This is a genomic window from Nonomuraea sp. NPDC049152 (genome assembly GCF_040648355.1).
In the GTDB taxonomy this organism is placed as follows: domain Bacteria; phylum Actinomycetota; class Actinomycetes; order Streptosporangiales; family Streptosporangiaceae; genus Nonomuraea.
Window position 1 is genome coordinate 86325 of record NZ_JBEZDO010000012.1, and the last position, 19855, is coordinate 106179.

At 70.5% G+C, this 19855-nt stretch carries 18 protein-coding genes; 7 read left to right on the forward strand and 11 right to left on the reverse strand.

Annotated elements, in window-relative coordinates; translation table 11 throughout:
- The first annotated feature begins 38 nt into the window (after positions 1-38).
- Entirely contained in the window at positions 39-1205 is a 1167-nt protein-coding gene (locus AB0B45_RS22730; RefSeq protein ID WP_358133563.1) for an FAD-dependent monooxygenase, read from the forward strand.
- Positions 1206-1262: 57 nt separating this feature from the next.
- Here the strand turns inward: AB0B45_RS22730 and AB0B45_RS22735 are convergent, their stop codons facing one another.
- Entirely contained in the window at positions 1263-1865 is a 603-nt protein-coding gene (locus tag AB0B45_RS22735; protein ID WP_358133566.1) for a hypothetical protein, read from the reverse strand.
- Positions 1862-2029 carry a hypothetical protein gene (locus AB0B45_RS22740; RefSeq protein WP_358133568.1) on the reverse strand — a complete coding sequence of 56 codons (168 nt, stop codon included), beginning with the start codon at positions 2027-2029 and terminating at the stop codon, positions 1862-1864. Before AB0B45_RS22740 ends, AB0B45_RS22735 begins: the two co-directional genes overlap by 4 nt.
- A 189-nt stretch (positions 2030-2218) precedes the next feature.
- On the opposite strand from AB0B45_RS22740, the gene AB0B45_RS22745 reads away from it, so the two are divergent.
- The gene (locus AB0B45_RS22745; RefSeq protein ID WP_358133571.1) at positions 2219-3778 is read left to right on the forward strand and encodes an FAD/NAD(P)-binding protein; all 1560 of its coding nucleotides are present in this window, start codon (positions 2219-2221) and stop codon (positions 3776-3778) included.
- A gap of 8 nt (positions 3779-3786) precedes the next feature.
- On the opposite strand, the gene trxA is transcribed toward AB0B45_RS22745, so the two are convergent.
- Genes trxA through AB0B45_RS22780 form a run of 7 tightly spaced genes read right to left on the reverse strand, consistent with a single transcriptional unit; the run spans position 3787 to position 10975 of the window.
- Positions 3787-4236 (reverse strand): thioredoxin, encoded by a 450-nt coding sequence (gene trxA / locus AB0B45_RS22750; RefSeq protein WP_358133573.1) that lies wholly within the window; start codon positions 4234-4236, stop codon positions 3787-3789.
- Between the two features lie 11 nt (positions 4237-4247).
- On the reverse strand, positions 4248-6851 hold the full coding sequence (gene clpB / locus AB0B45_RS22755; RefSeq protein ID WP_358133575.1) for an ATP-dependent chaperone ClpB: 2604 nt from the start codon (positions 6849-6851) through the stop codon (positions 4248-4250).
- 1 nt (position 6852) lies between these two features.
- Entirely contained in the window at positions 6853-7158 is a 306-nt protein-coding gene (locus AB0B45_RS22760) for a chaperone modulator CbpM (protein ID WP_358133577.1), read from the reverse strand.
- The gene (locus AB0B45_RS22765; RefSeq protein WP_358133579.1) at positions 7155-8087 is read right to left on the reverse strand and encodes a DnaJ C-terminal domain-containing protein; all 933 of its coding nucleotides are present in this window, start codon (positions 8085-8087) and stop codon (positions 7155-7157) included. Before AB0B45_RS22765 ends, AB0B45_RS22760 begins: the two co-directional genes overlap by 4 nt.
- Positions 8087-8578: a nucleotide exchange factor GrpE gene (locus tag AB0B45_RS22770; RefSeq protein ID WP_358133581.1), complete on the reverse strand. Its 492-nt coding sequence runs from the start codon at positions 8576-8578 to the stop codon at positions 8087-8089. The genes AB0B45_RS22765 and AB0B45_RS22770 overlap by 1 nt, the downstream gene beginning before the upstream one ends.
- 1 nt (position 8579) lies before the next feature.
- Positions 8580-10481: a molecular chaperone DnaK gene (dnaK, locus tag AB0B45_RS22775; protein WP_358133583.1), complete on the reverse strand. Its 1902-nt coding sequence runs from the start codon at positions 10479-10481 to the stop codon at positions 8580-8582.
- A gap of 23 nt (positions 10482-10504) precedes the next feature.
- Positions 10505-10975 carry a general stress protein gene (locus AB0B45_RS22780; RefSeq protein WP_358133585.1) on the reverse strand — a complete coding sequence of 157 codons (471 nt, stop codon included), beginning with the start codon at positions 10973-10975 and terminating at the stop codon, positions 10505-10507.
- 354 nt (positions 10976-11329) lie between these two features.
- Here AB0B45_RS22780 and AB0B45_RS22785 point away from each other — a divergent pair, with 354 nt between their 5' ends.
- A complete protein-coding gene (locus AB0B45_RS22785; protein ID WP_358133587.1) occupies positions 11330-14080 on the forward strand; it encodes a LuxR C-terminal-related transcriptional regulator in 2751 nt (916 codons plus the stop codon).
- Positions 14081-14286: 206 nt separating this feature from the next.
- On the opposite strand, the gene AB0B45_RS22790 is transcribed toward AB0B45_RS22785, so the two are convergent.
- A complete protein-coding gene (locus AB0B45_RS22790; RefSeq protein ID WP_358133588.1) occupies positions 14287-14865 on the reverse strand; it encodes a TetR/AcrR family transcriptional regulator in 579 nt (192 codons plus the stop codon).
- Positions 14862-15653, reverse strand: a complete 792-nt coding sequence (locus tag AB0B45_RS22795) for an SDR family NAD(P)-dependent oxidoreductase (protein ID WP_358133590.1) — start codon at positions 15651-15653, stop codon at positions 14862-14864. The genes AB0B45_RS22790 and AB0B45_RS22795 overlap by 4 nt, the downstream gene beginning before the upstream one ends.
- Before the next feature lie 104 nt (positions 15654-15757).
- On the opposite strand from AB0B45_RS22795, the gene AB0B45_RS22800 reads away from it, so the two are divergent.
- Genes AB0B45_RS22800 through AB0B45_RS22815 form a run of 4 tightly spaced genes read left to right on the forward strand, consistent with a single transcriptional unit; the run spans position 15758 to position 19750 of the window.
- A complete protein-coding gene (locus AB0B45_RS22800) occupies positions 15758-17308 on the forward strand; it encodes a phenylacetate--CoA ligase family protein (RefSeq protein WP_358133592.1) in 1551 nt (516 codons plus the stop codon).
- Positions 17305-17751 carry a DUF4188 domain-containing protein gene (locus AB0B45_RS22805; protein ID WP_358133593.1) on the forward strand — a complete coding sequence of 149 codons (447 nt, stop codon included), beginning with the start codon at positions 17305-17307 and terminating at the stop codon, positions 17749-17751. The genes AB0B45_RS22800 and AB0B45_RS22805 overlap by 4 nt, the downstream gene beginning before the upstream one ends.
- Positions 17748-18821, forward strand: a complete 1074-nt coding sequence (locus tag AB0B45_RS22810; RefSeq protein WP_358133595.1) for a hypothetical protein — start codon at positions 17748-17750, stop codon at positions 18819-18821. The genes AB0B45_RS22805 and AB0B45_RS22810 overlap by 4 nt, the downstream gene beginning before the upstream one ends.
- Entirely contained in the window at positions 18818-19750 is a 933-nt protein-coding gene (locus tag AB0B45_RS22815; RefSeq protein WP_358133598.1) for a hypothetical protein, read from the forward strand. Before AB0B45_RS22810 ends, AB0B45_RS22815 begins: the two co-directional genes overlap by 4 nt.
- The last annotated feature ends 105 nt before the right edge of the window (positions 19751-19855 follow it).

Here is a 19855-nt window from a genome sequence, read left to right on the forward strand (position 1 = left end):
GCCGAGCCCACAAGGGGCGGGCCCCCGAAGGAGCGTTCGTGAACATCCTCATCTCCGGTGCCGGTATCGCAGGTCCCGCTCTGGCTCACTGGCTGCGTCGCCACGGATTCACTCCGACGATCGTGGAGATCGCCCCCGACCTGCGTGACGGTGGCCACGCCGTGGACTTCCGCGGTAACGCTCATCTGTCCGTGTTGCGCAAGATGGGGGTGCTCGACGAGATTCAGCGCAACCAGACGGGCATGGGCGCCATGTCGTACGTCAGCGCCACCGGCAAGAAGATCAGCAGCATGCCCGCCGACCTGTTCGCCGGCGACGTGGAGATCCTGCGCGGCGACCTGTCACGCGTCCTGTACGACGCCACCGACGCCGAATACCTGTTCGACGACACCATCACGGGCATCGCCGAGGACGCCCACGGCGTCACGGTCACCTTCAAGCGTGCCCAGACCCGGCGGTTCGACCTGGTGATCGGGGCGGACGGGCTGCACTCCACCGTCCGGGCGCTGGCGTTCGGTCCCGAGACCGACTACGTGCGCCATCTGGGCGTGCACTGCGCCGCCTTCCCCCTCGACAACTACCTCGACCTCGACCACACCGGCCTGGCCTACCGTCCGCCGGGCAAGATGGTCGCCATCTACAGCGCCCGGCACAACACCGAGGCCAGGGCCATGTTCCTGTTCGGGTCACCCCAGCTTGCCTATGACAGGCGCGACACCATGCAGCAGAAGAAGATCCTCGCCGAGGCATTCGACGGCGTCGGCTGGGAGACCAGGCGAGCGCTGGCGGCCATGTGGGACGCGCCGGACTTCTACTTCGACTCGGTCGCCCAGGTCCGCATGGACCGCTGGTCCAAGGGGAGGGTTGCCCTGCTCGGCGACGCCGCGTACTCGCCCTGCCTGCTGTCGGGCATGGGATCGGGTCTGGCCGTGGTCGGCGCGTACGTGCTGGCGGGCGAGCTGGCGGCGGCCGGAGGCGACCATCGCGTGGCCTTCGCCCGCTATGAGGAAGCCATGCGCGAGTATGCCGAGGGCGCCCAGAAGTCCGGTGAGGGCATGAGCAGGTTGACGGTCCCGGAAGGTCGCCTGATGACCGCCTTCCTGAACCAGTACATGCGCCTCATGCCCTACCTGCCCGGCATGCAGATGGTCGCCAACTCCGCCCGCCGCACGGCCGAGGCGATCACCCTGAAGGAATACCGCTAGCCGAGCAATCTCGCGATCATGCGGGCGACGATCGCGCGGCGCGCTGACGCGACGCCGTCACGGCCCTGAGACACGACGGGGCCACATGGTGTTGAGCCGGCCCGCCGTGGCCTGGTAGGCCTCCTCCTGAGCCGGGGTGAGGACGACGTCGGCGCCGGGTCCCGCGGCTGCCAGGCGCTCGCGCACCAGGATGGACTCAGCCGTGTCGGCCAGGTCCAGCAGGCCGCTGATGCGGGCGGCCGCGACCACGAGCTCGGCGCCGGACAGCTTCGCGCGATCGGCCTCCAGGGCCTCGCGCACCGCGCCGAGGCCGCCCGCGCCGAGGCCGAGCACGACGGCCGCGGCCGACAACGTCGCCACGTCGACCGGGTCGACGTCGACCAGGCGCAGCGGGACGTGCTCGACCAGGCCGCCTGGGCCGTACAGCCGCCCCGCGAGCCAGGACTCGGCCGCGCGCCGCCCCTGGGTGGGAGCCACCGCCCGCCACAGCCGCCGCAGCGCGGCCAGCGCGGCCCCGCCCGCCAGGGGCGCAGGCAGCACCGCCCCGTCGTCCTCGGCGGCCCGCAGGACCCGCAGCAGCCCCTCCAGCTCCTCCATCGCGTGGGCCAGGTCCTCGCCCAGATCGGGCACCAGGACCACGCGGGGACCGAAGCCGGTCATGCGGGATCGCGGCCGGCGGCGGCGAACGCCTTCAGCTCCTCGGACGGCCGCCCTCCGAGCGGGCTCGCGCCGTCCTCGGGATCGGCGGCGAAGCGGGTGCGGGGCTCGACGACGGCGCCCACCGGGTGGCGAGCCGGTGGCGGGGGATTGAGCGGGGGCTTCACAACCGTGACGGTACGCCACCCTCAGGCCGAGCGCCCGGCTCTCCGCCGTCTCGCGCCCGTAGTCCCATCGTGGGCGGCGAACGCCGCTCCAGAATCTTCCGGGGGTTCGCGTTGACAGGCAATCCGCTATTACCTACCTTGTAAATAGGTTTTTTGAGATCATGTGCCGCTCGCCGGGGAGGGGGGCCGATGAGCGCGATCGCGGTGATCGGGGCGGGGCCCACCGGGACGTGTCTCGTCGAGCGGATCCTGGCCAATGCGCCCGAGCTGGTGGGGGATGCCGCGCTCGACGTCCATGTGGTGGATCCGCACCCGTACGGGTCTCTGTCCGGCGCGTTCGAGCGTGCCGTACAAACCGCTCCGGCCAACGTGCGGGTGCACGTGCACACGGACGAGGCGACCGGGCTGGCCGACCTGCCAGGCATCCAGCGGGTGGAGCTCGCCGACGGGAGATGGCTGGAAGCGGACGCGGTGGTCCTGGCGCAGGGGCGGTACAGCGTGCCTCCCGCTCCGGAGGAGGTCGCCCAGAGCGGGTTCGCCGCCCGCCATGACCTGGTGTACCTGCCCACCGGACACGCCGCCGACCTCCCGCTGGACGCGATCCCGGCCGGGCAGCGGGTGCTCGTGCGCGGCGCGGGCCTGGCGTTCTTCGATCTCATGGATCTGCTCACGACAGGCCGCGGCGGACGCTTCACCCGGGCGGGGGACGGGGAGCCGGTCTACCGGCCCAGCGGTGCCGAGCCGTTGCTGCACGTGGGATCCCGAAGGGGGGTGCCGTTACACGCCAGGACCGGCTACCGGCTGGCGGAGTTTCCGCCCGGCCCGCCGCGCTTCCTCACCCCCGGCGCGCTTCCCTCGGACGGCGGAGAGCTCAGGACACTGGTGGCCAAGGAGTTGGCGTACGCGTACTACCGCGAGCTGTTCACCGCGCACCCGTCGAGGACCAGACTGGGGCCGGCCGCGTTCCTGGACGCCTTCGCCGCGGCCGAATGGGGCGGCAGAGAGATGCGCGCGCTGGTCACCAAGGCCGTGCCCCGGTTCGCCGACCGGTTGCATCTGGACAGGCTGGAGCGGCCGCTGCGCGGCATCCGGTTCGGCGACTCGGCGGGGTTGCAGCGGTGGATGCACGGCTACCTGGCGGCCGACCTGGAACGGCGTGCCGATCCGGCCTACAGCGCCGACCTGGCGATGATCCACGGGCTGCTCGCCGTGCGGGCGGTGCTGGCGGAGGCGTCGCCGGATCCGTGGTTCCAGGGGCTGTTCGCCTTCCTGGCCGGCGGTCCGCCCGCTACGCGGCTGGCCGAGCTGCGGGCGCTGGCCAGGGCAGGCGTGGTCACCTTCCTGGGAGCCGACCCGCGGATCGAGCAGGAGGAGCGGACAGGCGCCTGGCGGGCCACGAGCCCGACCGTCCCCGGCGCGATCGAGGCGCGAGCCCTGGTCGAGGCGCGGTTGCCCGCGCCGAGCGTGAGCCGCAGCACCGATCCGCTCATCGGCGGGCTCTACGCCCGGGGCGAGATCCGCGACGCGGCGGGCCTGCTGGATGTACGGCCCGCGGACGGGCGCCTGCTCGGGCAGGACGGCGTGCCCCATCCCCGTCGCTTCGCCCTGGGCAGGTGGACCGCCGGCTGGCACGCGGCGGCGGGCTTCGCCCGTCCCGGCGCCGACGCGCCACTGTTCCTGCACGCCGACATGCTGGCACGAACCGTGCTGACCCAGACGGCCGCGGCGGGGCGGCGAGCCGCCGCATGACGGAGCGGTCAGGAGTCTCTTCGAGCGCTGTCATCCGCGAGGACCCCCGTCACCCACTGCCGCAGGGCGGGCGCGGGAGCGGCGCCCGCCTGGCGGCCGATCACCTCCCCGTCGCGCATCACCAGCAGCGTGGGCACGGCCGTGACCTCGAAGCGCGAGGAGATCCCGGGCGAGTCGTCGATGTTGACCTTCACCAGCTTCACCTGACCGGCCAGCTCTCCCGCGACCTGTTCGAGCGCGGGACTGACCATGCGGCAGGGGCCGCACCACGGAGCCCACAGATCGACCACGGCGGGAATCGACGACTTCTCCGCGACCTCGGCGAAGCTCGTGTCATCGGCGTCCGCGATCCAGGGCAGGGCCGAGTGGCACTGGCCGCAGCGCGGGACGCCGGAAGCGGCGGCGGGCACCCTGTTCTTGCGGCCGCAGGCGCCGCACGTCACGATGTGCGAGGACATCAAACGCCGCCTCAGTAGGTGACGACGAGTTCGCCGTCACGCGCGTCGACGGTGATCACGGAACCGTCCTCCACCTCGCCCTTGAGCAACGCCCTGCCGATGCGGGTCTCCACCTCGCGGGAGATGAACCGGCGCAGCGGGCGCGCGCCGTACACCGGGTCGAAGCCCTGCTGGGCGATGAAGCGCTTGGCGTTCTCCGTCACCTCGAGCGTCAGGCGGCGATCGGCGAGCCGGGTCCTGATGTCGTCGAACATCAGGTCGACGATCTGCTCGATCTCCGCCTCCGTGAGCGGCTTGAACAGGACGATGTCGTCGACGCGGTTGAGGAACTCCGGGCGGAAGTGCCGCCGCAGCTCCGACATGACGCTCTCGCGGTTCTCCGGCTTGATCTCCCCGTCGGGCGTGAAGCCGTCGAGCAGGTACTGGGAGCCGATGTTCGACGTCATGATGATGACGGTGTTGCGGAAGTCGACCGTGCGGCCCTGCGCGTCGGTGAGCCGCCCGTCGTCCAGCACCTGGAGCAGGATGTTGAAGACGTCCGCGTGCGCCTTCTCGATCTCGTCGAAGAGGACCACGGAGTACGGCTTGCGCCGGACCGCCTCTGTGAGCTGCCCGCCCTCCTCGTAGCCGACGTAACCGGGAGGCGCGCCCACGAGCCTGCTGACGGTGTGCCGCTCCTGGTACTCGCTCATGTCGACCCTGATGATGTTCTCGTCGGTGTCGAACAGGCCCTCCGCGAGGGCCTTGGCGAGCTCGGTCTTCCCCACGCCCGTCGGGCCGAGGAAGATGAACGACCCGATCGGCCGCCGGGGGTCCTTGATGCCGGACCTGGCGCGGATGATGGCGTCGGCCACCAGTTGCACCGCCTCGTCCTGCCCGACGACGCGCTCGTGCAGGATCTCGTCCAGGCGGAGCAGCTTGTCGCGCTCGCCTTCCTTGAGGCGGCTGACCGGGATGCCGGTCCAGCGCGAGACGATCGAGGCGATCTCCTCCTCTGTGACGACCTCCCTGAGCAGCGGCCGGCTTCCCTGCTTGGCCGCCAGCTGTTCCTCCTCCGCCTTGAGCCGGCGTTGCAGCTCGGGCAGCCGGCCGTGACGCAGTTCCGCGGCCCTGTTCAGGTCGTAGTCGCGTTCGGCCTGCTCGGCCAGCCGGTTCACGGTCTCGATCTCCTGGCGCAGCTCCTGCACCTTGCGCAGAGCCTGCCGCTCGGCCTCCCACTGGGCGCGCATGGAGTCGGCCTCGGCCCGCAGGTCGGCCAGTTCCCTGCGCAGATCCTCCAGCCGTGCCTCGCTGGCCGGGTCGCTCTCCTTGGACAGCGCCGCTTCCTCGATCTCCAGGCGCATCACCCGCCGGGTGAGCTCGTCCAGCTCCGCCGGCATCGAGTCGATCTCGGTGCGCAGCATGGCGCACGCCTCGTCCACCAGGTCGATCGCCTTGTCGGGCAGGAAACGGTCGGAGATGTAGCGGTGGCTGAGCACCACCGCCGCGATCAGCGCACTGTCCTGGATCTTCACGCCGTGGAACACCTCGAGCCGCTCGCGCAGGCCGCGCAGGATCGAGATGGTGTCCTCGACGGTGGGCTCGTCGACGATCACAGGCTGGAAGCGGCGCTCCAGGGCGGCGTCCTTCTCGATGTGCTTGCGGTACTCCTGCAGAGTCGTGGCGCCGATCATGTGCAGCTCGCCGCGCGCGAGCATCGGCTTGAGCATGTTGCCCGCGTCCATGGCGCCTTCCGTCGCGCCCGCGCCGACCACGGTGTGCATCTCGTCCACGAAGAGCAGGATCCGCCCCTCGGCGGCCTTGACCTCGTTCAGCACGGCCTGGAGCCGCTCCTCGAACTCGCCCCGGTATTTGGCGCCGGCCACGAGCGATCCCATGTCGAGGCTGAAGACCGTCTTGTCCTTGAGCCCCTCCGGTACGTCGCCTCGGTTGATGCGCTGGGCCAGGCCCTCGACGATGGCCGTCTTGCCGACGCCGGGATCGCCGACGAGCACCGGATTGTTCTTCGTCTTGCGGGACAGGATCTGGATGACCCGCCGGATCTCGGCGTCACGGCCGATGACCGGATCGAGCTTTCCCGCCGCGGCGTCGGCGACCAGGTCGCGACCGTACTTCTCGAGCGCCTCGTAGGCCACTTCGGGCATGGCGGAGGTCACCCGCTGGTTGCCCCGTATCGCGGTGAGCGCCTGGAGGAAACGGTCACGCGTGACGCCGTGCTCGCGGAGCAGCCGCCCGCCCGCGGTCTGCGACCCCTCGTCCAGCAGGGCGATCAGCAGGTGCTCCACCGACACGTACTCGTCCTTGAGCCGCTTCGCCTCCCGCTCCGCCGCGTCGAGCAGGCGGGACAGCCGCTGGGTGACGAAGACCTGCCCGGGGGCGGCGCCAGGGCCGCTCACGCGCGGGCGGCGTTCGAGGTCGGCCTCCAGATCCGCTTTGAGGCGGTCGGCGTCCGCGCCGGCCTGGCGCAGAAGGCGCGGCCCGAGGTCGTCAGGGCGGTCGAGCAGGGCCAGCAGCAGGTGCTCCCCGTCGATCTCGGTGTGCCCGAAACGCAGCGCCTTGGTCTGCGCGTCGTGCAGGGCCTCCTGCGATTTCTGCGTCAGGCGGTTCGGATCCACGTCAAACTCCTGTGCGTTGGTTGCGCAGAGCCGCTTCCAGCTCCGCGATGTGGTCGAGCAGGTCCATGACCAGGCCGAGCGCGGCGTAGTTCAGCGCGAATCCGGCGCGCAGCCGCTGGAGGCGGCCTGCCACGGCGACCTGTGAGAGCGGGAACCACAGCCTGCCGGTCGCGTCCCGTCTCGCGTCGAGCAGACCCAGGGCGACCAGCCGTCGTGCCAGCTCCGGATGGAGCCCGGTGGCCCTGGCGAAGCTGTCCAGGTCCATCGCCGCGTCGACGGTCGTCCGCCGGACGAGCGCGTAGGTCATCGCGATCTCCTCGGGTCGAATGACGAGGTCGCGGCCAGCTCCTCGAACAGGCGCTGCTCCTCGGCGGTGAGCTGCTCGGGGACCATGATCCGGACCTCGGCGTACAGGTCACCAGGGGTGCCACGGGGGTTGGGCAGCCCTTGGCCGCGCAGGCGCAGCCGACGGCCGCTGGAGGTGCCCTTCGGAACCCGCACCTTGGTCTCGCCGCCGGGAGTGTCGAGCGAGACGGTCGCCCCCAGTGCCCCCTCCCACGGGGCGATCGGCAGCGCGACGTGGATGTCACGGCCTTCGACGCGGTAACGTGGATGATCGGCGATCCGGACGATCAGGTAGAGGTCTCCCGGAGTCGCTCCGCTCGCTCCGCGCCCGCCCTGGCCTGCCAGCCGGATGCGCTGGCCGTTGGTCACTCCGGCCGGGATGCTCACATCGATCTGGCGACCGCCGCTGAGCACGAGCGTCTTCCTGCCGCCCTGGTAGGCCTCCTCGACCGTGAGCACCAGCTCCGCCTCCTGGTCGGCGCCGGGGGCAGGACCCCAGCCCCGGCCGCGCACCCCGCCGAACATGTCGCCGAAGAGGTCTTCGAGGTCCACGTCGCGCCAGGCGCCGCCTTCGCCGGCGCCCCTCCACTGCCCGCCCCCGCGCGGGCCCGCGCCCGCGCCGGCGCGTGCTCGCGCCCACGTGTCGGGGTCGACGCCCTCGGGTACCCGGCGGAAGTCCTCGCCGAAGGCGTCGTACCTGCGCCGCGTCTCCGGATCGGAGAGGACCTGATAGGCCTCGGAGACCTCCTTGAACCGCTCCTCGGCCTCCGGATCCTTGTTGACGTCAGGGTGATAGGTGCGGGCCAGCTTGCGATAGGCGCGCTGGATCTCGTCCTGGCTCGCCGTCCTTGACACGCCGAGGGCCTCGTAGAAGTCGCGTTGATCGGCCATCAGTCCGCCTTCGACACGATCACCGTGGCGGGACGCAGCTGACGCTCGGCGTCGCCGTACCGGGGGCGGACCACCTGGACGACCGTCCCCGGCGGGACGTCGGTCCTCGCGACCGCGCCCACGGCCTCGTGGCGCATCGGATCGAACGCCGCACCGGTGTCGTCCTGGCGCGGGAATCCGAGCCGGTCGAGAAGGGCGAGGGCCTGCTCCCGCACGACCTTCACCCCTTCGACGACCGCGCTGGAATCGGCGTCGGCGTGGTGGAGCGCGAGATCGAGGTTGTCGAGCACAGGCAGCCACTCCCCGGCCACCCGTGCCCGCTCGTGTTCCGACTCCTTGGCCGCGCGCTTGCGCACGTTGTCGAGCTCGGCCAGCGCGCGCAGCCGCTGGTCCTCGAGCTCCGACACGCGTGCCTCGAGCTGTGCGATCAGCGCCTTGAGCTCGGACTGTTCGCCCTGCGCGGGCGTGGCATCGTGCTCGGACTCGGACATGTCACTCAGGGGTGGTGAACTCGGCGTCGATGACGTCGTCGTCGGCGCCGCCCTTGTCCCTGCCCTGGCCTCCGGCCTCGCCGCCCGTCGGCGGAGGCTGCTGCCGGCTCGCGCCGGCGGCGGACAGGCCGTGGAAGACCTGCTGCAGCTCCGAGGTGAGCGACCGGAGCCGGTCGATCGGCACCTCCTCCTTGATGGCCTGCCGGGCGTCCGAGACCAGCAGTTCGGCGCGGGCCTTCTCGTGCGCCGCCACGTTGGATCCCAGCTCGCTCACGCGCCGCTCGACCTGGTAGGCGACGCTGTCGAGCTCGTTGCGGGCGTCTACCAGCTCGCGCAGCCGCACGTCCTCGTTGCGATGCTGCTCGGCGTCCGCGATCATCCGGTCGACTTCCGACTTGTCCAGCGTCGAGCTCTCGCTGATGGTGATGCGCTGTTCGGCGCCGGTGTCCTTGTCCTTCGCCGAGACGTTGAGGATGCCGTTGGCGTCGACGTCGTAGGTCACCTCGATCTGCGGGACGCCGCGCGGCGCCGGCCGGATGTTCTCCAGCTTGAACCGGCCGAGTACGCGGTTGTCGGCCGCGCGCTCGCGCTCGCCCTGGAGCACCACGACGTCGACCGAGTTCTGGTTGTCCTCCGCGGTGCTGAAGGTCTCGGTACGGCGGGCAGGGATGGTCGTGTTGCGCTCGATGACCTTGGTCATCACGCCGCCCAGCGTTTCGACGCCCAGCGACAGCGGCGTGACGTCGAGCAGCAGGACGTCCTTGACCTCGCCCTTGATGACGGCGGCCTGGATGGCGGCGCCGATGGCGACCACCTCGTCCGGGTTCACCGACATGTTCGGGTCCTTGCCGCCGGTCAGCCGGCGCACGAGGTTCTGCACAGCGGGGATCCTGGTGGACCCGCCGACGAGGATGATCTCGTCGATGTCGTCCGCGGTGAGCTTGGCGTCGGCCATCGCCTGCTTGACCGGTTCCATGCACCGCTCGACGAGGTCCGCGGTGATCTGATCGAACGTCGACCGCATCAGCGTCGTGTTCAGGTGCTTCGGGCCCGCGGCGTCGGCCGTGACGAACGGCAGGCTGATCGTGGTCTGGGTGACCGACGAGAGCTCCACCTTCGCCTTCTCCGCCGCCTCGAAGAGACGTTGCAGCGCCTGGGGATCGCGGCGCAGGTCGATGCCCTCCTGCCGCTGGAACTCGTCGGCGAGGTGGTCGACGATGCGCCGGTCGAAGTCGTCGCCGCCGAGGTGGGTGTCACCCGAGGTGGAGCGCACCTCGACGACTCCGTCTCCGATGTTCAGGATGCTCACGTCGAACGTGCCGCCGCCCAGGTCGAACACGAGCACGGTCTCGTTCGCCTTCTTGTCGAGCCCGTACGCCAGAGCGGCGGCGGTGGGCTCGTTGATGATGCGCAGGACCTCGATCCCCGCGATGCGTCCCGCGTCCTTGGTCGCCTGGCGCTGGGCGTCGTTGAAGTAGGCGGGGACGGTGATGACGGCCTCGGTGACCTTCTCCCCGAGGTACTTGCCTGCGTCGTCCACGAGCTTGCGGATCACCAGCGCGGAGATCTCCTCAGGCGTGTACTGCTTGCCCCGGATCTCGAAGCGAGCCTCGCCGTTCGGACCGGCCACGACGTCGAACGAGACGGCGGTCTGCTCGCTCGTCACCTCGTCGAAGCGCCGGCCGATGAAGCGTTTGGCGGAGTAGATCGTCCCTTTGGGATTCAGGATGGCCTGGCGTCTGGCCAGCTGTCCGACCAGGCGGTCGCCCTGGTCGGTGAAGGCCACCACCGAGGGAGTGGTGCGTGATCCCTCGGTGTTGGGAATGACGGTCGGTTGCCCGCCCTCCATGGCGGCGATCACTGAGTTCGTCGTGCCGAGATCGATGCCAACTGCCTTGGCCATCGGAGCGTCTCCTCGCTGTGTTCCTAGGTCGGACGGATCTGGAGCAGTTCCCGCGCGCGTTCGGCGTGCGTGGGGGCGACGAGCACCTCGTACCTGTCCGCGATCACCTGGCTGGTGGCGACGAAGTCCCTCTGCCCGCCGGAGAACATGTGGGAGATGAGCCCGAACACGGCGCCGGCGATCGCTCCCCAGATCAGCCCCCAGACGATCAGGGCGAAAACCGAGACCCTTGTCGCGAAGAGCGCGAAGAACAGTCCGACCAGCAGCCCGAACCAGGCGCCTGACAGGGCGCCCAGCCCCGTTGCCCGCAGGTAGGTCATGCGCCCGAGCACTTTCTCCATGAGCTTGAGCCCGGTACCGACGATGGCCGTCTCCTGCACGGGAAAGCGCTCGTCGGACAGGCGGTCGACGGCCTTCTGCGCTTCGAGGTAGCTGTCGTAGGCGGCCACAGGCACGTAGTTGGCGATCAGGGAGCGAGGTGATGACGTGGCCATGGCTCACTCCGAGATCTCGATGTGCCTGGGCTTCGCGCGCTCGGCCTTGGGCTCGGTGATGGTGAGGACTCCGTCATGGAGTAGCGGTGAAACGCTGCAAGGGCCGTGCGCACCTCGCCGATTCTGAAGCAGTGCCATCGCCGGACCTTCCTTCACTTGGTAGGGCCCACACCTTCGAGGCTTGCTCCATATGGCTGTCTTGACATCCTCAATTCGGGTAGTCCTCAAGGAGCGATACGGACATTCGCCCGGCGCCGGAGCTACCTGGATGGGGTTGTGCGCACACCCCGCATATGCTGGTCGAAGTCCTGTTCTTATCCGCAAGGTCAGGGGACGGATCTTCGGGGTGACCGGATGCGTGGACGTGAGCGCGAATGGAGCGCAGTCCTCGGGCTCTTCCGAGCGGCGAGGCCGGGAACCGGCGGAGTGCTGCTCCTCGACGGGGCTCCAGGCACGGGCAAGAGCAGGTTCCTCGCCGAAGCCGTCGCCGCGGCCACCGCATGGGGGTTCTCGCTCGCCGTGGGGCAGGCCGAGCCGCTCGGACGGCTCGTCCCGATGGAGCCGCTGCTCCTGGCGTTCAACGAGTCGTCGATCGACGCGGGCGACAGGCCGATCGTGCTGGTCGAGCGGCTGCGGGCCAGAGCCGAAGCGCTGGCGGCCGTCCACCCCGTGGTCGTGGCGCTCGACGATCTCCAATGGGCGGATCCCACCACCCTCATGGCGCTGAGAACCCTTCAGACCCAGCTGTCCGCCCAACCCCTCGTCTGGTTGCTCTCCAGGAACACCGTCTTCCGCGGGACGGAGGCCGAGCAGCTGTTCTCCATCCTGGAGGTGGAGGGCGCCGGCCGGATCGAGTTCGGTCCGCTGTCCGCCGACGCCGCGGCCGAGGTGATCGCCGATTTCCTTCCCGCGCCTCCCGGCCGCGAGGTGACGGAGCTCGTGGCGGGGGCCGAAGGCAATCCCCTGCTGCTGACCGAGCTCCTTTCCGGGTTGTGCGACGAGCAGGCGGTCTATGTCTCCGGCGGGCAGGCGCACCTGGTCTCGGAGCGGCTTCCGCAGCGGCTCAAGCGGGCCGTGGGGCGGCGTCTCGAACGGCTGAGCGGCCAAGCGCGCCAAGTGGTGGAGACCGCTGCCGTGCTCGGACGCTCCTTCCTGCCCGAGGACGTGGCCGAAGTCCTCGGCAGAACCCCCGCAGGCATCCTGCCCGCCTTGCAGGAGGCCATGCTCGCCGACATCCTCATGGACAGTTCCGACGTCCTCCTCTTCCGGCACGATCTCGTCAGGAAGTCCGTCATCGACGGACTGCCCCCATCGCTCCGCCAAGCCCTGCACCACCAGGTCGGCGGGATCCTCCTGGACCGCGGTGGCTCCGCCATGAAGGCCGCGCAGCTGCTGGTCGCCGCCCAGGACGGTGACACCGGCACCGCGGCACGGCTGGATCAGGCGGTGGACGAACTCCTCGCCGACGCGCCCGAGGCGGCGGCCGACGTCGGCCTGCGCGCGATGAAGCTCACCGACGGCGAATCTCCGAAGCGCCTGACGCTCACTCTCAACGTCGCCCAGGCCATGACGGAAGCCGGGCGGCTGGCGGAGGCCACCGATCTGATCACCGAGGCCCTGACCGAGCCCCTCTCTCCGGCGGGCGCCGCCCAGCTGCACTGCGCGCTCTCGGCCGCGCTCCTGCTGACCGGTGAGGCGGCGGGCGCGGTGAACGAGGCGGAGGAGGCGCTCGCGACACCCGGCCTGCCCGAAGCGGTCCTCGACCAGGCCCGGATGGTCCTCCTCCAGGCTCTGTCCGGACAGGAGGACGACGAGCGCGCCGTACGGCAGGCCGCGTCGATCCTCGACGACGCGGACGGCCACGGCGACGCTCTCGTGGTCACCGCCCTCACCGTCATGTCGGTCGCATCCTGGGACGAGGGCAAGCTCGCCGAGGGGATCCGTCTGGCCCGTGAGGCCGTACGGCGGGCGGGCGAAGGCTCGGCGGCGGCGCGCCGTACCCATCCGCAGCTGGCTCTGGCCTCGATGCTTCTCGACGCCGGCCTGCTGGGCGAGGCGGAGACCGTCCTGAGCGCGGCGCGCGAGCAGGTGGAGGCGCTCGGCCACACCGCATGGGCGGCGGGCCCCGCCCTTCTCCACGCCCGCCACGAGCTGGCCGTCCATCACCTGGCCGAGGCGGTGGCGGCGGCGGAAGCCGGCCTGGTCGCCGCCGACGCGCTGGGAACGCATCTGTTCACGTCACTGGGCACGGCGGTGCTCGGCTCTGCCGCGTTGCGCCGCGGAGACCTCCAGGCGGCGGCGGCCCACGTGGAGGGCGCCCGCGCGCGGTTGTCCCCCTACGCCGCGACACACGGGCGAGTGCGCTGCCTGCTGGTCGCCGCGCAGGTGATGGAGGCGCTGGGACGTCCGCGCCAGGCCATGGGGCTGATCGCCGACCTCTACCCCTTGATCGAGCAGCACCGTTCCCTCCTGATCGTGGATCCGGCCATCGCGGCATGGCTCGTCCGCCTCGCGTTGAGCGAGGGCGACAGGACGCGCGCCGAGACGTTCAACGCGGCGATCAACGGGCTGGCCGACGACAATCCGGGCTTCCCCGTCGTGATGGCCGCGGCGGCCCACGCCCGAGGCCTGCTCCGCGACGACGTGACGGCTCTCGCCGTCGCCGTCGCCCATACCGCGGACGACTACGCGCGGGCGTCGGCCAGGGAGGATCTCGGGGCGGCACTCGAGCTGACAGGGGAGCACGACGACGCGATCAGCAGTCTCAACCACGCGCTCGCCGAGTACGAGGCGAAGGGAGCGGCGCGAGACGCCGCGCGGGTGCGCCGCCGGCTGCGCAGGCTGGGCGTACGGTACCGCCACTGGACCCGCGGCGAGGGCGCGACGCTCGGATGGGCGAGCCTGACCACCACGCAGCGCGCCGTCGCTCGCCTGGTCGCCCAGGGGCTGACCAACCGCCAGGCCGCCGACCAGATGTTCATCAGCACGCACACAGTCGCGTTCCACCTGCGGCAGATCTTCAGGAAGCTGGACGTCAACTCACGTGTCGACCTGACCCGGTTCATCGTCGAGGAAGACCATCTGCACGACCGGACGGCGAACTAGCGCAGGTCGCACTACCCGGATGCGGGCGCCCACGCGCCTGCTACGCGGTCATGGTGGGCGCCTCGGCCTTCTCCGGCTCCACCTTCGACACCCGCGCGCCAAGAAGCTGGCCGGCACCGTGCTGGACGAGCTGTCCCTGTCCGGGTCCAGGACGTGACGCTCTCCCCGTGACCGGGCGCCCGCGGGTGGATCCGCTCTCTGCCGCGCTACCTGCGCAGGGACTGCCAGATCCGCTCGGGCAGTACCCGTGCGGACTCGGCCAGGTCGATCTCCGGCGCGCCGGCCAGCCACCGCCTGGTCACCTCGGCGACCGGCCCGATCAGGAGCATCTCCACCTGCGCCATCGGCAGGTCGGCGACCGTGCCCTCGTCCATGTGGACGCGAATCCAGCCGATCAGCCTGTTCAGGCGCGCCGCCTTGTCCGCCGCGATCCGCTCGGCGTGCGGGCCGAGGTCGATCGCGTACGGCGCCGCGTGGATGAAGCGGGCCTTGTCAGGGTGGTCCGCGGTGAAGCCGAGATAGGCCACCACCGCCCGCCGTACGCCGTCCCGAGCATTGGCGGAGTCCTCGACGGCGGCGACCAGCGTGTCGAGCAGGTCGCCCATGCATCGGCTGTACAGCGTCGCCGCCAGCCCCTCCAGGCTGCCGAAATGGTGGTACAGGCTGCCCATGCTGACGCCGCTGCGCGTGGTCATGGCCCGCAGGGTGAAGTCGCCGGGATAGACCTCAAGCGCGGTGTCGAGCAGCCGCCTGATCGTCTCCTCGCTGCGCTTGTGCCTGGTCACCCCGCCGACGTTAGCGCCTCGGCCTCTTCCCAGACACGCCCGGCCAGCTCGGCGTCCCGCGCCGGTCCCTCCAGGGGGACCTCTTCGGACAGGTTGAAGTACCGGCCCGTCCCGGTGTCGTGCGCCAGCCTGACGACGGGCTCGGCGCCCTCCTCCGGCGTGGCCCACTTGCGTTTCACGAGCTTGAGCAGCCATCCCATGGGTCCGCGCCGATCGCCGAGCCCGGTGCGGATCACCCCCGGATGGACGGCGTCGATCGTGATGCCGGATGCCCGCCAGCGCTCGGCGAACAGCGGCACGGTCAGCAGGTTGCACAGCTTGGTATCGGCATATGTCCGCATCTGGTGGAAGTCTGCGCCCACGGCCGTCCGGCCCACCTCGGCCTTGCCTTTGACGTAGAGCCCGGCGCTGACCTGCACCACCCGGCCGAGCCGGTCTTCCAGCAGGCGGTTGAGCAGGAACGGCGCCAGATGGTTGACGGCGAAGGACTCCTCCAGGCCGTCGCCGGTCAGCGTGCGGCGACTGGGCCACAGCCCGGCGTTGTGGATGAGCACGTCGACGCGCGGGCACCTGTCGCGGAGCTCGTCGGCCAGCCGCCTGACGGACGCGATCGTCGTGAGGTCGCCGGCCACGACCTCCACGTCACCCCGGATGCTCGCCGCGGCCCGCGCGCCGCGCTCCGGATCCCTCGCGACCAGCAGCACCGTGAACCCTTCGCCGGCCAGCCGCTCGCACACCGCGTACCCGATGCCGCGGTTGCCGCCGGTTACCACCACTGTGGACGCCATGTTGGAGTATTTTTCTAGAGAATTGATCTAATTTCAAGAGGTGGGGCGGGTGGGCGATTGGGCGTTAAGCGAAAGTTGACTGGTGTTCGCTAAGTTACGCGGATATGACCCGCAAGAGTCCGAGTCTGGGGCCGCTCACCCCGCGCCAGCACTGGCGCAGGGCCAGGCTGCAGGCCTACTCGTGGCTGCTCACCGGCGCGTACCGGCTGGGCACCACGCACCCCGCCCTGTGGCGGTTCGTGGCCCGCTCCTACCACCCGGTCCTCGACCGGCTCGCCCGTGTGCACGCCCGCGTGGCCTGCCAGTTCGCCGCCGTGGACGTGCCCGCCTATCGGGACTTCCTTCGCGTCCACGGCGCCGAGCACGCCAAGCGGCTCACGGACTTCCCCGAGACGACCAAGCAGAACTACGCCTCCGTCTACGACGAGCAGAGCCGCTGCCAGGAAGGCAGGCTGCACCGGCCAGGCGTGATCGTGGACGAGTCGTCGGGTTCGAGCGGCAAGCCGTACAACTGGGTGCGCGGGCCGCGGGAGCTCGAGGGCATCTACCGCAACGCCGCCGGATACATCGAGCTGGTCTTCCCCGGCGAGAAGCTGTTCGTGATCAACGCCTACTCGATGGGCGCGTGGGCGACGGGCACCACCACCGGCGCCGCCATGGCCCGCATCGCGATGGTCAAGAACACCGGCCCCGACCTGGAGAAGATCGCCGACACGCTGGAGCACTTCGGCCCCGGCTACGACTACGTGGTGGGGGGCTATCCGCCGTTCCTCAAGCACCTGCGCGACCGGCTCGACGCGACGGATTTCCCCTGGCAGGACTACCGCATCCGCGGCATGGTCGGCGGCGAGGGCATGACCGAGGCGCTGCGCGACTACCTGGAGGAGCGCTTCGAGGAGGTGCTCTCGGGATACGGCGCCAGCGACCTGACCATCGGCATGGGCGCGGAGAGCGGGTTCACCGTACGGCTGCGCAAGCGGCTGGCCACCGACCAGCGGTTGCGCGACGCCCTTGTCGGCCCGGACGAGCAGCGGCTGCCGATGATCTTCCACTACAACCCGCTGGAGACGTTCCTGGAGGTCAACGGCTCCGGTGAGCTGCTGTGCACGATCAACACCAAGACCTGCCTGCAGCCGAAGCTGCGCTACAACGTCGGCGACGAGGCAAGGCTGCGCACGCTGGCCGAGGTCAAGCGCGCGCTGGGCGCCGACTACGCCGCCACCTGGACCGACGAGCGGATGAACCTGCCGCTGCTGTTCCTGTTCGGCCGCAAGGACTCGACGATCTCCTACATGGGCGCCAACCTCTACCCGCAGGACGTCGAGTACGGCCTCTACCAGGGCAACCCGTACGCCGCGAGCATCGCCAGGTTCTGCCTGTCGCTGGAGGAGCTGCCAGGACTGGAGTACCGCCCGGTGATCAACGTCGAGCTGCGGGAAGGCACCGACCTCGCCGAGCCGGATCGCGACGCGCTGGCCGGCATCTGCCGCGAGGGCGTCGTCGCCCACCTGAGCCGCGTCTCGCGCGACTTCGCCGAGTCGCTGAAGGAGGACCCGACCTCCGCCGACCTGCGCGTCAGGATCTTCGAGGTCAACGAGGGGCCGTTCGCGGCACTGACCAAGATGAAGAACGTCTACCTGGTGGAGCACGCATGAGGACCAAGGACTTCAGCAAGGCGCCGCCGCAGGGGCAGGCCAACGCCATGTTCGTCGGGGCCACCCGCTACCGGGGGGCCTTGTCGATCATCACCCTCACCTTCACCTGGTTCCGCATGGTCCGTGACATGAAGCGGATGCGCGGCTACCGCTGGCACAAGGTCTACTGGGAGTTCCCCTTCACGCTCGGCACGCTGGCCTTCTTCGAGGACCGCGACGCGCTGCTGCGCTTCGCCCGCAGCCGCCATCACCGCAAGCTCATGCGGTGGGTGACCGACGGCACCAAGAACGCCACGGGCGGATACATCCGCCTCTACAACGCCGAGCCCGAGGGCTACTCCAACGGCGTCTGGCGCGCGGAGGGCGGGCCGATGGCGCACATCGAGACGTTCACGCCGCTGTCCGCCGAGGAGGGCGAGGGGCCGAGGGTGAGCAGGACGTGAGCCTTCGGCCCGTCGAGTCCAGGCGCGACCTGCGCGCCTTTCTCTCGCTCACCGATCGGATCTACGGCGCCGACCCGCGCTTCGTCCCGCCGCTGCACGCGACGGTCCGCGCGTGGCATCGCAGAGGGGTACGGCTGTGCCTGCTCGAACGAGGGGGAGAAGTCGTCGGGCGGACCACCCTGCACGCCGACGCGGCGCTGGACGCCAAGCTCGGCACGGCCGCGCAGCTGTTCGGGTCGACCGAGTTCACCGAGGACGCGGGGGAGGAACTGCTCGACGGCATCTGCGCGGCAGGGCGGGCGGCGGGCAGGCAGGCCGTCTTCGGCCCGGTGTCGCTGCTGCCCAACCAGTCGGGTGGGGTCATCACGTCGGGCTTCGACGAGCGCGGCTTCATCGACAGCGCCTGGAACCATCCCTACTACCCCGACACCTACGACAAGCACGGGTTCGTCCGCAGGTTCGAGGCCGACACCTGGATCTGCCCGGTGCCCGAGGAGCCGGTCTTCACCTTCGACGACTCCCGCCTCGCCGCCGAGCGGCTCCAGATCCACCGCGGCGACAGGAGGCGCGTCGGGCAGCAGCTGCCGATCCTGCGCGAGATGCTCAACGCCAGCTTCGCCCAGCTCGGCTACTACACCGAGATCTCCGCCGAGCAACTGGCCGAGCAGACGGACGGCCTGGCGTTCCTGCTGGACGAGTCGCTCCTGCTCTACCTGACGAAGGCGGGCCGTCCGGTGGCCTTCGTGCTCTGCCTGCCGGACGTCTCGCGATTCATCGCGAAAATTCGCGGAAATCTGCATCTCATCAACCAGCTCAGGCTGCTGGCCACCCGATCGAGCCACCGCCGTGAGGCCGTCCTCATCATCAAGGGCACCGTCCCCGGCGAGCAGGGCCACGGCTACATGCGCCTGCTCTCCCGCGAACTCCACGCCGGCCTGCGCGAAGGCGGCTACCGGGCACTGCGCAGCACCTACGTCGAACGCACCAACCCCGGCTCCGCCGCCCAGTACGTCGCCATGGGCGGCCGCCCCCTGCACGGCTACACCTTCTACGAGAAGAACCTCACGTGAACGAGCTGCGGGCCCTCGAGCCGGACTTCTGGCGCGCGCCCAGCGCGCACAACACCCAGCCGTGGACCCTCACCTACCACGGCACGGAGGCCATGATCGGCTGGGATCCCGAGCGCTGCCTGCCGATCGGCGACCCCACCGGCCGTGACCTGCGACTCAGCCTCGGCGCGTTCATCGAGTGCTGCCTGATCGTCTGCGCCTCCGCGGGTCTGAGCGTCGGCTTCAGACCCGACAGGGGCCCCGGCAGAGTCGGCTTCCTGTACGGCTCCGCGCAGCCGTACCAGACGCCCTTCACCACCGAAGACGTACGGCGGCGCGGCACGAACCGGGGAGGCTACCGCCCCGGCCGCCTGCCCGACGACGTCGTGGCGGGGCTGCGCGGCCACGGCCACACCGACGTGCGCCGCCTCGCCTGCCGCGACCTGGCGGACCTGCTGCACGCGGCCGACGTGCGCCAGTGGGCGGACGCCGAGGTCACGGGCGAGCTGCGCGAATGGCTGCGGCTGACCCCGAGTCACCCCCGGTACCCGTTCGACGGCCTCACCCACAAGGCGCTGGCGCTGAGCGACGCGGAGACGCTCGCCCTGCGCGGCGCGCTCGCCGCCTACCCCGCGCTGCGCCGCCTCGGCCTGCCCAGGCTGCTGGCGGGTGCCGCGCGCGGCCTGCTCGACTACGACGGCGACGTGCTCGTCCTGGTCGGGCCCGTGGAGGAGCAGGTCGAGCTGGGCCGGGTGCTGATGCGGCAGTGGCTGGCGCTGTCCGTGCTCGGCTACGCCACCCACCCGCTCAGCCAGCTCATCGACTGCGCCTTCACCCGCGAACACCTGGCCGCGAGGCTGGACGTCAAGGACCCGGAGACTCTCCTGCACGTGGCCAGGGTGGGCCGGCCACTCGCCCCCGCCGCCCGCTCGGCCAGACTGAGGCGCTGACCCGGCCGCCGGCTCGTCCACCCAGTGGGTCGGGTCGCCCGGACGCCTGCCGAGCGCGGAGACGAGCAGGGGCCCGCACCCATGAAGGTGCGGGCCCCTGCTCGT

Excerpts from the sequence above, each read along its gene's own strand:
- AB0B45_RS22735 (WP_358133566.1), bottom strand. The coding sequence starts at position 1,865 with ATGACCGGCTTCGGTCCCCGCGTGGTCCTGGTGCCCGATCTGGGCGAG.
- AB0B45_RS22745 (WP_358133571.1), top strand. The coding sequence starts at position 2,219 with ATGAGCGCGATCGCGGTGATCGGGGCGGGGCCCACCGGGACGTGTCTC.
- trxA (WP_358133573.1), bottom strand. The coding sequence starts at position 4,236 with ATGTCCTCGCACATCGTGACGTGCGGCGCCTGCGGCCGCAAGAACAGG.
- AB0B45_RS22760 (WP_358133577.1), bottom strand. The coding sequence starts at position 7,158 with ATGACCTACGCGCTCGTCCGGCGGACGACCGTCGACGCGGCGATGGAC.
- AB0B45_RS22765 (WP_358133579.1), bottom strand. The coding sequence starts at position 8,087 with ATGGCCGATCAACGCGACTTCTACGAGGCCCTCGGCGTGTCAAGGACG.
- AB0B45_RS22770 (WP_358133581.1), bottom strand. The coding sequence starts at position 8,578 with ATGTCCGAGTCCGAGCACGATGCCACGCCCGCGCAGGGCGAACAGTCC.
- dnaK (WP_358133583.1), bottom strand. The coding sequence starts at position 10,481 with ATGGCCAAGGCAGTTGGCATCGATCTCGGCACGACGAACTCAGTGATC.
- AB0B45_RS22780 (WP_358133585.1), bottom strand. The coding sequence starts at position 10,975 with ATGGCCACGTCATCACCTCGCTCCCTGATCGCCAACTACGTGCCTGTG.
- AB0B45_RS22785 (WP_358133587.1), top strand. The coding sequence starts at position 11,330 with ATGCGTGGACGTGAGCGCGAATGGAGCGCAGTCCTCGGGCTCTTCCGA.
- AB0B45_RS22795 (WP_358133590.1), bottom strand. The coding sequence starts at position 15,653 with ATGGCGTCCACAGTGGTGGTAACCGGCGGCAACCGCGGCATCGGGTAC.
- AB0B45_RS22800 (WP_358133592.1), top strand. The coding sequence starts at position 15,758 with ATGACCCGCAAGAGTCCGAGTCTGGGGCCGCTCACCCCGCGCCAGCAC.
- AB0B45_RS22805 (WP_358133593.1), top strand. The coding sequence starts at position 17,305 with ATGAGGACCAAGGACTTCAGCAAGGCGCCGCCGCAGGGGCAGGCCAAC.